At 33.5% G+C, this 12,439-nt stretch carries 9 protein-coding genes; all 9 read left to right on the forward strand.

Going from position 1 to position 12,439, the window contains the following annotated elements; all coding sequences use genetic code 11:
• Window positions 1–522 precede the first annotated feature (522 nt).
• The 9 genes from glmS to ABG082_RS01125 all read left to right on the forward strand — a co-directional run bounded on the left by glmS (window position 523) and on the right by ABG082_RS01125 (window position 12,389).
• The gene (glmS, locus tag ABG082_RS01085) at window positions 523–2,325 is read left to right on the forward strand and encodes a glutamine--fructose-6-phosphate transaminase (isomerizing) (RefSeq protein ID WP_007498541.1); all 1,803 of its coding nucleotides are present in this window, start codon (window positions 523–525) and stop codon (window positions 2,323–2,325) included.
• A 473-nt stretch (window positions 2,326–2,798) separates the two neighbouring features.
• The gene (locus ABG082_RS01090; RefSeq protein ID WP_348936429.1) at window positions 2,799–3,578 is read left to right on the forward strand and encodes a hypothetical protein; all 780 of its coding nucleotides are present in this window, start codon (window positions 2,799–2,801) and stop codon (window positions 3,576–3,578) included.
• Between the two features lie 4 nt (window positions 3,579–3,582).
• Window positions 3,583–5,289, forward strand: a complete 1,707-nt coding sequence (locus ABG082_RS01095) for a hypothetical protein (protein ID WP_348936430.1) — start codon at window positions 3,583–3,585, stop codon at window positions 5,287–5,289.
• An 18-nt stretch (window positions 5,290–5,307) separates the two neighbouring features.
• Window positions 5,308–6,852, forward strand: coding sequence for a hypothetical protein (locus ABG082_RS01100; protein ID WP_348936431.1), 1,545 nt, complete (start codon window positions 5,308–5,310; stop codon window positions 6,850–6,852).
• Entirely contained in the window at window positions 6,839–8,869 is a 2,031-nt protein-coding gene (locus ABG082_RS01105; RefSeq protein ID WP_348936432.1) for an N-6 DNA methylase, read from the forward strand. The genes ABG082_RS01100 and ABG082_RS01105 overlap by 14 nt, the downstream gene beginning before the upstream one ends.
• 88 nt (window positions 8,870–8,957) lie before the next feature.
• Window positions 8,958–9,950 carry a hypothetical protein gene (locus ABG082_RS01110; protein WP_348936433.1) on the forward strand — a complete coding sequence of 331 codons (993 nt, stop codon included), beginning with the start codon at window positions 8,958–8,960 and terminating at the stop codon, window positions 9,948–9,950.
• A 553-nt stretch (window positions 9,951–10,503) separates the two neighbouring features.
• Window positions 10,504–10,695 carry a PLD nuclease N-terminal domain-containing protein gene (locus tag ABG082_RS01115; protein ID WP_025206634.1) on the forward strand — a complete coding sequence of 64 codons (192 nt, stop codon included), beginning with the start codon at window positions 10,504–10,506 and terminating at the stop codon, window positions 10,693–10,695.
• Between the two features lie 15 nt (window positions 10,696–10,710).
• Window positions 10,711–11,628, forward strand: coding sequence for an ABC transporter ATP-binding protein (locus ABG082_RS01120; RefSeq protein ID WP_348936434.1), 918 nt, complete (start codon window positions 10,711–10,713; stop codon window positions 11,626–11,628).
• Window positions 11,625–12,389 carry an ABC transporter permease subunit gene (locus ABG082_RS01125; protein ID WP_317328481.1) on the forward strand — a complete coding sequence of 255 codons (765 nt, stop codon included), beginning with the start codon at window positions 11,625–11,627 and terminating at the stop codon, window positions 12,387–12,389. Before ABG082_RS01120 ends, ABG082_RS01125 begins: the two co-directional genes overlap by 4 nt.
• Window positions 12,390–12,439 lie beyond the last annotated feature (50 nt).

Genomic DNA, 12,439 nt, shown 5'->3' on the forward strand with positions numbered 1-12,439 from the left:
AAGAGGCTGGTCTAGTACGAATGATATAAGCGAGGGCAATTTGCTGCTTGCTTTCATACATAAGAGAGCACATCAAAGGTAGAACGTGACAAGCCTCATCGCATATAGTGTAGGGAGGTCTCACTTTCTCACATGAAAGGGATCACCCGCTAAATTGTGATTGACGGAGGTCAGACCTTATAGTACAATCATCCTTGTGTTACTGGATTTTTATTCTAGCAGGAAAGGCAGGGTAGATGTTCAGCCACTCTTATAATTATAGCGCCCGAACTAAGCGATCGAACGACAGATGCTTAGTTGACGAGGATGGAGGTTATCGAATTTTTCGGCGGATGCCTCCCGGCTGATCAAATATAGAGATCACAGCCGTAAGTGTTTCTTTAAAGCAAAGAGGTGACTCTTTGTACAAAGGGAATACACATGATCTCCCAAATTAAACATGTAGAGAGGGACGAAGAAATGTCCCTTCTATTTTAGTAGGCTTTCTTTGTCCCTTTCACATGATCGGGAGGAAGAATATTTATGTGTGGAATCGTAGGTTATATTGGTCAGAATGATGCGAAGGAAATCTTATTAAAAGGTTTAGAGAAGCTTGAGTACCGTGGGTATGACTCAGCAGGTATCGCTGTGGCAAACGAAGATGGCGTGCATGTGTTCAAAGAAAAAGGACGTATCGCTGAGCTTCGTGAAGTCGTTGATGCAAACGTGGCATCTTCAGCAGGAATTGGACATACACGCTGGGCAACACACGGTGTACCAAGCCATCTAAATGCGCATCCGCATCAAAGTGCTTCTGGCCGTTTTACGCTTGTTCATAACGGTGTCATCGAGAACTATGTACAATTGACACGCGAATATTTACAAGACGTCACACTAAAAAGCGACACAGATACAGAGGTTGTTGTTCAAGTCATCGAACAATTTGTGAACAGAGGTCTTGATACAGAGGAAGCTTTCCGTCAAACGCTTCTTCAACTAAAAGGCTCTTACGCAATTGCCCTTTTCGATAACGAAAACAAAGAAACAATCTATGTGGCGAAAAACAAAAGCCCATTATTGGTTGGTTTCGGCGAAGATTTCAACGTTGTGGCTTCTGACGCAATGGCGATGCTTCAAGTAACAAACGAATATGCGGAATTAATGGATAAAGAAATGGTCATTGTTACTAAAGACGAGGTTATTATTAAAAACCTTGACGGTGATATTATGACACGTCCTTCTTATATCGCTGAGCTGGATGCAAGCGACATTGAGAAAGGCACATATCCTCACTACATGTTAAAAGAAACGGATGAACAGCCGCTTGTTATGCGCAAAATCATCCAAGAATATCAAGACGAAAACGGCAAGTTGTCAGTCGCTGGCGATATCGCAAGCGCAGTAGCAGAAGCAGACCGCATCTATATTGTGGCTTGCGGAACGAGCTACCATGCTGGACTTGTTGGTAAACAATACATTGAAGACTGGGCGAAAGTACCTGTAGAAGTCCATGTAGCAAGTGAATTCTCTTACAACATGCCGCTTCTATCGAAAAAACCGTTGTTCATCTTCCTTTCTCAATCTGGGGAGACTGCGGACAGCCGTGCTGTACTTGTTCAAGTCAAAGAACTTGGTCATAAAGCATTAACGATCACAAACGTACCAGGATCTACGCTTTCTCGTGAAGCAGACTTCACATTGCTTCTTCATGCAGGACCAGAAATCGCAGTGGCTTCAACAAAAGCCTACACAGCACAAATCGCTGTTCTTGCGATCCTTGCATCTGTTGCAGCTGAATTAAATGGTCAATCTCTTGACTTTGATCTTGTGAAAGAGCTTGGGATTGTAGCAAACGCAATGGAAGCCCTTGTCGATCAAAAGGATGAAATGGAACAAATCGCTCGTGATTTCTTCACAGTGACACGTAACGCATTCTTTATCGGAAGAGGACTTGACTACTATGTGTGCCTTGAAGGTTCACTAAAATTAAAAGAGATCTCTTACATCCAAGCAGAAGGATTTGCTGGCGGAGAACTCAAACACGGCACGATTGCTTTAATTGAAGAAGGCACACCGGTCATTGCCCTTGCCACGCAAGAGCATGTGAACCTCAGCATTCGCGGTAACGTCAAAGAAGTCGTTGCACGCGGCGCAAACCCATGTGTCATCTCACTAAAAGGCCTAGAAGACGAAGGCGATCGTTTCGTCCTTCCAGCTGTACACCCAGCACTTGCACCACTTGCATCTGTTGTTCCATTACAGCTAATCGCTTACTATGCAGCCCTTCACCGCGGGTGTGATGTGGATAAACCACGTAACCTTGCGAAGAGTGTGACGGTGGAGTAGGGATTAATTAGATTATTCACTTTTATTGATGTTAATAAAGTTGTTAGAGCTGTCAGCCTGGGAACACTTACTTACTCAGAACCCGCTGACAGTTTTTTCTATTGGGATAAAGTTTAGATATGGTTGAACTGAAATAGATAACATCGGAGTTGGTGAAATTGATACTTTCAATCCTCAATCCTATATCTCGAGTGAAGCAGTTATAACTTAATAAGAATGAATTGTCTGGTTTTTCAAGGAATTATTCCGTCTAATCTTATAATAGCGATGGATATGGATTATAGAGTGTTTAATTTAGAGAAAAAAGAAAGTTTAACAACTTATTCAGTTGTTAAATTAACGTTTCGTGGGGATAATGAGAATTAGTACCTTTAATATGATTTTAGAATGTGCTTTCAAGAAATAAAATTGACAAACATATTCTACAATCGATAAACTTTACTTATCGATTAATATATGAGAGGAGGATAGAAGTGAAATTATATTCTATATATGAATTTCCTCCTTCCTTAGAAGAGTTGGAAGAATTAATAAAACTTATTGATCTAAGTTCTTCATTGCCTTTAGAAAAATTAAGGGTTATCACCAGTCAATTGTATGGTAAACGTATGTCAAGAACTAATATCCTTATAAAGGAACTTGTTAAATTAGGTTTAATAGAGGGAAGAAGTGTTGTTAATCTTACGTGGGAAGCACAGCTTTATGTTGATTTAAATAGAAAACTGGACAAACTGTTATTGCATAATGTATATAAGATTAATGATTTGTTTGAAAGTTGCAAATTAATATGCAAAATTGATCCAAAATTGAAAATGACTACTTCCTCACTATATAAGGAAATTTTAAAATATGGATATGTTGAAGAAAATATAAGGACCGTTACAGAAAAATTGTATGCGATAAAACGTCTTATTAAAGCTGTTCAAAGAGAAAGTGTATTTAATCCTTTTTTAGAGTATGAAGAATATATTGAATTCCTTTCAGTATTTAAAAATGAATATCTTATTCATGTTGGTGAGTATGGGAAAAATGCATCGATCACAATTCTTTATGAAGCGCTAAAGAATTATGGTTATGAAAAAGAAAAATTCAAAAGGAATTTGGAACTGCTATATAGTGATCCTATTTTTGCAACTTACACTTCCTTTTCGACTGTTAATGTTGACTTTGCTAAGAATGATTATTTTCAAATTAAGGATGAAAGTTTTTATTACATCAAAATAAAAAAATCTTTTTTAAAAAAAGAGGGATAGATAAATGAATATCAAAAACCTATTTATGAATGAAAAGGATTTATCAGTTTCAAGTATTAGAAAAGAGTTAACGGGGATGAAAAACTCGCAGCCACCTCAATCCCCAACATTTATTATTAATCAACAGATGGTAAAGGAAAAAATTACACAAAAGCTTTTAGATTGTGATAGTGGGTGGAATTTCTCACACATAGTTTTAACTGGAAGAGTTGGAGGAGGCAAAACTCATTTTTTAAACTGGATAGAATCTAGATTAACATATCTGGGTAACTATTATACTGTTAAATTCCAAGTTCAAGAGACTAATGTCGTAAAGTATAGCTTTGTAAGAATGGTTGTATCTAAATTATTTCAAATTTATTTCAGTGATTTTACAAGCTGTTTTAAACAACTAGCAGAAGATATAACTATAAATGAAAGTCAAGACAGAGATACCGATATTAGTATAATCAGTGAAAGGCTTGGTGTTAGTAGTAATTTAGCAACTCTTCTTTATACAATTTATAAAGGTGAAAATAAGAGTAGTGCAGCTATGAGGGTTTTAGGAGCTTCACATGGCAGAACAGAAATAAACAAATTAGGTATCAGAGAATTAAATAATACTGATTATATAAAAATAATTCATTTTTTTATAAAAAGAAAAAAGAAGGAAGGTTTTCTTCTAATTCTGTTAGATGAATTTGAACATGCTTTTTCAGCATTAACAACTGCAGCAAGAAGAAATTTTTATATTAGTTATAAAGAGTTTATTGATAAAGTAGTAAATTTTGAACCACCGTCAGTTGCGTTAATTACATCTGTTACCGAACAATATAAGGGTAATTTAAAAGAAGCTGTTTCAAAAGGTGAAATTGCTTTATGGACTCGTTTAGAACATCATGTACTTGAATTAAGTGAATTTAACCCTTCGGATGTTGATGAATTCGAAGAACTATTTCACGAGTTGGCAATTAGATATAAAAAAGGATATGAATATGACGTAGGACTTGAATATGCTAAAGAAATGAAAAAGCAATTTTTTGCTTACTTAGGTGATACAACGCAGGCAATAAGTTATAGAGATGCGATTTCGAATATGCTAAAGATAATGGATGACCTAAGGTTAAAAGGAATGAACTTATCCGATTTTCAAAAAGAGAAACAAAACAGCGCAAATCTTAGGGAGGACAGTAACTTTATAGATATTGAGACTCCACCTAATGTTAAAACTGATGAGGAAAGAATTTTAGATGAAGTTAGGGCACAATGGCAAAAAGCACACCATAATCAGAGGCCCGGTCTAATAAAGTCCTCACTTGAGAAAGTATTTTTAGATTTAAATTACCAAATTGTAAGATTTAAAACTGAGTTTGGCGTAGAAGAATTAGCGTCAGTTTTATATATTCGAAGAAAAATTGATGAAAAATTGATCTATATTGCTACAGCAACTAACCCTAAAAGTTTAGGTAATAAATTTCAAAAGTGCTTGAGTTTTAAAGATGAATTACTTGAATTTGGAAAAGAGAGTGAATTTACTACTGTATTCGTTTATCAAAAAGAAGCAGAAACTGAAACGGTTTTAAATTATTTTAGAAATCATCCAGATATAATAAATGTACCATTAGAGCAGAATGAATTATTAAATTTATTAGCTTACAGTAATGCAAACACTGATGCTCTAAAAAATAAATTGTTAACAAAATTTAATAGATTTGTATCTAACTTTAGTTAAACGGAGAGGTTGTTTCAAGTGTTTACTGATGAAGTGAAAAGTTGGTTATTCATTGAATTTTCTGTCCCAGAAGGCATTGAACTAGATGAATCAGATATTGAAGAAATATTAACTCATTTAAAACTAAAGTATAAATTTCTAATAAGCCAGATTATCGTTTTTGATACAAATAATAAACCAAGTATTGATAAAATAGAAAATTTAAAGGTAATGATAGCTAAGATAATACTGGATAAATATAGTGAAAATAATGATGAATCAGACTATGATGAGGACTCTTTAAATTTTTTAATCTATGAATCACAAGAGATTTTATTTAGTTTTAACATTATGGATAAAAATATAAATGAAGATGATTTTTTAAATTATTTAGTTCGAATTCAAGATGGAGAAGTAATAAATTATGATAAGGAATCTGAGTTTTTAGCAAATGTAGATTATAAAGATAAACATTATTCCCCGATACCTCTTTTTCATAATATTCGTTGTAGTAATATTGCTATATTTAAGTTAAAAACTTTATCATTAGGCTTTGCTATTATTGGTTATATGAAGATAGATAGTGAGTTTAGGGTCACTATAAAAGCATTCAAATATGACATGTTAAAATATATAATAGACAATATACATAATTATGAATGGATCCGAAGTGTTAAATGGGAAAATAATATAAATTGGAATTGGTTGATGAGTAGAAGTGTACCTTCAGGTTATCGAATCGCTGAAGAACATATCACATCAAATGAATTAATGAAATCTTTCTTGAAGATCACAAAAGCAAATCAATTGGAAGAAAAAATTTCTTTTGTTTTAGAGAAATTGTTAAATAAAGGTTACTTAAATGAGCAGGAATATATTAAAAGTGTTTCTTCGGATAGACAAATAAGCAAATTCTTGTCCACTTATCATAGACTTATTAGCAATAATTTTCCTAAGAATGGTATATGGGTTGATCCCTCATTGGGGCTTATCTTTGATGAGAATAATAGAGAAGATCCAAGAAGAATTATAGAGAATAATTCGTTTGAAAAAATATATGCTCCTACATATCATTTATTACACTATATAAGAGTGTTTTGGCATCAAGAGTTTGTAGAAGAAGTTGTTAAAAAAGTACAGGAAGATTTTAATACAGAGCACAGTGATTATAAAATTATTAATATTAAAACTGATGCTCAATTTGATTTGAAAAGTGACGGCGTGCCACTTAGGAGTTCTAGAGACATTGATGTTTTAATTAGGATTAAAGATATTAAGAAAAATTCTGAGTATATTGTTGCTATTGAAGCAAAAAGGAATGCTGAAGAGTTTGGTAATGTAAAAAAAGATATTGAAAAAAAGATTACACAGAGATATGCACGTATTTTCAAAGCATTTATAGTGATAGCCTATTTTAATAAAAATGTTAATGTAACTAGGCAAGATGAAGTAAAGTGGGGACATGATGAGAAGTACCTGAAAAAGCCGTTATTTTTGTGTTCTAATACAAATTTCAAAATATTAGTAAATGATTTAAAAGATGTAATTTATATGTTGAGTGAGATTCCTAATGAATATGAATAGTAAAATAACTAATTCATATATATTAGATGCCTCCCAATTTTTAAAAAAATTTGTATTAGAAGAATTAGATACTTTTTATTTATTATATGGAATTTTGTATTGTAATAGATATGTTCAATTAAATTCATTGCTAAATAAGCCTTACAATATTGAGCAAATTAAATTAGAAGCTATGAATAAATTTAATGAAGAGCTTTTTCATAAACTTAAAGAGAATTCATTATCTGCACTAAAGATATTAGATTGGCTTATGAAAAATCCTCCCCCTGAAAGTAGCGAGGATATTTTAGGTTCTATATATTTAATATTATCTGAAGGAGAAAAAAGAAAAAAATTAGGAGAACATTATACTCGAATGGATCTCGTTAACTTAATTTATGATGAGTATAAATTAGATGTTAACATAGAAAGAAAGGTAATTGATCCTGCATGTGGATCTGGGAATTTTTTGGTCGGATACCTAAATAGGTTATTTTCAGTATATAATGACAATGAAGTTTTAAAAAATATCATTATAGAAAAAATCTTTAAAGGGGAAATAATAGTTGGAATAGATGTACAAAAAAATACTTGTCTGATTGCAAAGCTTAGATTATTAATGCTAATTTTTAAATATTCAAATCAAATAAATCCAAAGAATACTCTACCTATCTATCAACTGGATAGTTTAAGTGATGAAAAAAATAATGTATTAGAAGACAGTCAGTATGATTTAGTTGTAACTAATCCACCTTATTTGAGGTATCACTCTTTAAATGAGAATCAAAGAAAGTTATATAAAAAGAAATATTATTCAGCAAAAGGAAAATATGATTTATATACGCTTTTCATAGAAAAATCAATTCGACTTGTAAATAAAAAAGAAGGAAAAATAGCAATTGTAACTTCTGACAAATTTATGAGTGCATCATACGGTAAAGCTATAAGGGAATATGTCGAGAAAAATGTTCATTTAGCTAAAGTTATGGATTTAAGCGCTATTTTTCCATTTAAAGCAGCTGTTCTTTCTGCTGTGTATTTTTTTGAGACACCTAAAAGAAGAGTAAACGAAAATCCAACATGGGAAAAGGTGGTTCAAAACGATGGAGCTTTATCTACAAATAAAATGGGAACAGTTAATCTGGGAAGCTACTGGAGATACAATTTGCCTTCAATGGAAGGAGTATTTAATAAAATAAATGAACATCCTAGAGCAAAATATTTAGACGAGTTTATTGAAAGTATACTAGTTGGTTTTCAAAGTACTGCAGATTCTGTATTTTGTAAACAAATAACTAATGAATTTATCGATAAAAATAAGTTAGAGAAAAATTTGGTATTTCCAATGTTAAGAGGAAAAAATTTAAGAAGATGGACTTATCAATGGACAGGAGATATAGAAGGTTCAGATACGTATGTTTTATATCCTTATATTGAAAAATCAGGTATCACAAGAAAAATTACTTTAGAAAATTTTCCAAATGTTAATAAATATCTATTATCACACAAAGATCAGCTAGATCAAAGAAAATATATAATAAATAAGCGGGGTAAAGAATGGTATGAACATTGGGTAGAACGTTCGCATAGAACATTTAAAAACATAAAAATATTGACTCCTGATTTATCTTCTGAGTGTCGATTTTCACTGGATACAAATGGATTTTTCTATAATGGTACTATCTATGCTATTAGGCTAAAATCTAATTTCACATTAGATGATTATAAATTCTTGTTAGGTATATTAAATAGTAATTTAATTTTCTTTATTCACAAACAATTAAATCCAACCCATTTAAACTCAAAAAGGTTTCGTTTTCAGTCACCTATTATGAAAAAATATCCCATTGTTTTGTTGGATAAGAAGGAATCCTTATACCGTGAAATGGTGTCACTCGTTGATAAAATTATAGAAGTTAAATCGCAGAAAGGAGATATAGAGAAAAAAGAGAGAAAGGTGAATGATTTAGTATATAAAATATATGGGCTTGGAAAAGAAGATATAACTATTATTGAAAATTTTTCTTCCAAAACATAAACTTATTTAATGAAGATTAAAAAAATATAAATTCTAATAAAAGCTTACAGAAATATTTTCTGACGGCAATCGAGAAAGGAGGAAGGTAATGAGACGATTAACAGATTTAACAGAAGTTATTGATAAGTTCAAAAATGACTGGAATTACTTTTTGAAACATGAGCTAAAAATGCAAAACTTGGAAATTATTGTAATGGAGGATTTGAATTTTAATGCGAGTGCAGGTTTTAGGTCGAATCATGAAGGTGAGTTTTTAATAAAGATTAATGAAGGCGTTTTTCATCAAATATGGAATTTTTATCATAGAACCTTTAATGACAAAAATCTTAGTATAGTGAAAATGGCAGGTTTTATAGATGAAAATACTTCTTGCGATAAAGATTTCCCAGTATCGTTAGCTAATTTATATGTTAATATTACTATAAATTTTATTTTTCTGCATGAGCTTGGGCATATTGTGAATAATCATATATTGTATTTGAAAAACTTAAATTATAATAACGATTTAATGATGATTTATCCAAAATCCAAAAAATTGGAGGATCTTAATATTTCAGCATATGAATATCAAATGTTAGAAGTGGAGGCCGATGAGTTTGCTACTAAAAATATATTTAGAATTGTTACCAATGAATATTTGGTAAAAGGACTTTTAAATCTGCCATCATTTTATACAGTGGCGCCTACTATAAAACACCTTTGTTTATATATTTTCTCTTCTATAATTAATGAAAGATCTTTGCAAGGGCTAGGAGCTAATAGGACTAAGTATGATTTAACGAAAGCTAGGTATATTCCTAACCGAATGAGACTGTTAGTAATTTTACAAGAGCTTACGAAAAATATGAATCTATTTTTAAAAAATGATAGTTATCCAGAAAAAATGATGTTAGAACATATTGAGAGATTTGAATCTATTATTAATTTATATCTCATTGAAGAGTGTTTTTATGATGAAAGTGTTTTATCAACACAAAATAATTTAGATGAATTAGATGAAGATGTTTTTAACCATATTAATTATTTAAAAAAATTCATATACCCCAATTTAAAAAAGAAATTGAAAGACTTGTCTATATAAAGACATCATTTTTAGAAGAGATTCCGTTAACTGCACGATTTAAATTTAGTGATCTTTACAATTAAGATGTTTTGTAAATATAATGTCACTTATTCAGCCAAAAATCAATAGTAGTCATTAGGGGTCATACTGTATTAGAAGAGAATGTTATGAACATTAATGAGGCGGGGAAGGTCGTGTTCAGTCTAGTTATATGGATTTAATTCAACGAAATGGAGGAACGGAAGAACTACTCAACTTATACACTTAGGCAATGAACTAGATGATTGATGTTGAAAGCCTTATCCTACAAAAGTTTGAAGCCAGTTTCAGAGAAATAAAAAAACGATGTATTTGATTGTTTAAAAGAGTGGACGTAAATCGACGAGCATGTGTTTAATCCATTATAAGGAACTAAAACAAGCGAGCCCAGTGAATAACCTGCACTGGGCCTTTTTACATTTATAGGCCATTCGACCAATAAAAATAAAATACATTTGAACGAACTCACTTTTCATGTCGTCAAAAGAAGTAATACCAAAACAAATTGACGTTTGAAAAGGGAGTGGCGTGGATGGATATGAAGATGATTTTACCTCTTATTTTTCTGCAAGCGATTTTAATGGTGATTGGTTTGTTTGATTTGTTGAAAAGAGATCCATCGAGGATTAGGGGAGAAGTGAAGTGGGTTTGGGCTTTGGTGATTGTGTTTGTGGCGAGTGCTGGTCCTATTGCGTATTTCATTTTTGGTCGTAAACAATCTTAGTAGGGGGGGATTCGCTTGAATATGTTGGAGTGTCAAGGCCTGACGAAATCGTATGGACGGCATGAAGTGTTAAAAGATGTCTCGTTTTCTGTTGGGGAGGTTGGATGTGTTGGCTTTTTAGGAGCCAATGGAGCGGGGAAGACAACGACGATCCGAATTTTGACGGGGCTTGCTCGTCCTACGTCTGGCGTTGTGAAGGTGGCAGGTTTTGATGTCACAAAGGACATGGATCAAATCAGTCAGGTGATTGGGTACTGTCCGCAGCATCCTGCATTTTCTCAAGATATGACGGGGCAGGAGTGGATGCATTGGGTTGGCGGGTTATTTCATTTAGAGAAAAACATCATTCGTTCCAAAACAGAGGAGCTGTTGAAGCTTTGCCGTGTGTATGAGGCGAAGGATCGCGTTATTGGCAGCTATAGTGGAGGCATGAAGCAGAGGCTTGCTATTGCACAGGCGCTGATCAATAGCCCACAGGTTCTGATCCTAGATGAGCCTGTGTCGGCACTTGATCCCATGGGGAGAAAAGACGTCCTGACTTTGATTGAGCGTCTAAAGCATGAGATGCTGATCTTTATGTCGACCCATATTTTAGATGACATTGAACGTGTGGCTGATCATATTATCATGATCAACAGCGGCAAAATTGAGATGTCCTCTTCGATGAAACAGATCAAAGAAGACTATATCCAGCCCATGATTGAATTTCAATTAGAACAACAGAATACGAAACTAATGGCTTTGTTAAAAGAACGGGATTGGGTGGAGGAATGCATGGAGACAGGAGGCACTTATCAGGTGCGAGTCAAAGATCAACATACGGCATTGAAGGAGCTGCCGGGTCTCATCACTGAAACTGGCGGTGTTCTTATCCAATATCGATTATCTAAGCTGACGCTTGAAGATATTTTCATGAAGGTTGTGACGGCATGATGATGTTGAAAAAGGAATTTAGGGAGTTATTCACTAGTTATAAAATCTTATTTGTGCCGATCATTTTTACGATTTTAATGATTACACAGCCTATTACGCTCAAAATGCTGCCGGATCTTTTATCGAATTCGGCTAATTTACCTGAAGGGTCTACATTTTATATACCAGAGCCTAGTGCTGGAGAGGCTTTAGCCAGTGCTTTGAGTAAATTTGATTCGCTCGGCGTGTTTATCCTTATTATGATCGTGATGGGGACGATTGCTGGAGAGCGTGCCTCTGGGGTGACGGCGATGATTATGGTGAAACCGATCAGTCGAATGAGTTATTATGCCTCAAAAATATGTGCCTATGCCTGTTTAACTTTGTTTAGTTTGATAGTGTCGGTGCTTGCTTCCGTTTATTATGTGGACATTCAATTTGGGCATGTAGATTGGGGCAATGTGTTAAAAGGAACGCTTTTGTATTATCCAAACCTACTGCTTATTGTGGTGTCGACCATTTGTGCATCGGCGTTCTTTAAGCGCTCAGTGACTGCGGGCGGCGTTTCCCTTTTGATCAACCTCATCCTGTTTACCGTTCCTTCGTTTTATGAGGATACATTAGGGAAGTTTGCACCTAAAGGCGTCACAAGTGCGGCTGAGGAGATGATTCATAGAGGGACTTATTCGGATCAGGCACTTACAAGCTTTCTAGGTGTATCGGTATTGATTGGTTTCTTTTTTCTCATCGGATGGTTTCTTTTTAGAAAACAAGAATTATAGCATGATGTACCCTTTGGATATGAAAATCTAGAGGGTTTTTTATGTATTTA

The organism is Bacillus sp. BS1807G30, from assembly GCF_040047675.1.
GTDB classification, from domain to species: Bacteria; Bacillota; Bacilli; order Bacillales; family Bacillaceae; genus Bacillus; species Bacillus altitudinis.

Coding starts and splice junctions, on each gene's coding strand:
- glmS (WP_007498541.1), top strand. CDS start 523: ATGTGTGGAATCGTAGGTTATATTGGTCAGAATGATGCGAAGGAAATC.
- ABG082_RS01095 (WP_348936430.1), top strand. CDS start 3,583: ATGAATATCAAAAACCTATTTATGAATGAAAAGGATTTATCAGTTTCA.
- ABG082_RS01105 (WP_348936432.1), top strand. CDS start 6,839: ATGAATATGAATAGTAAAATAACTAATTCATATATATTAGATGCCTCC.
- ABG082_RS01110 (WP_348936433.1), top strand. CDS start 8,958: ATGAGACGATTAACAGATTTAACAGAAGTTATTGATAAGTTCAAAAAT.
- ABG082_RS01115 (WP_025206634.1), top strand. CDS start 10,504: ATGGATATGAAGATGATTTTACCTCTTATTTTTCTGCAAGCGATTTTA.
- ABG082_RS01125 (WP_317328481.1), top strand. CDS start 11,625: ATGATGATGTTGAAAAAGGAATTTAGGGAGTTATTCACTAGTTATAAA.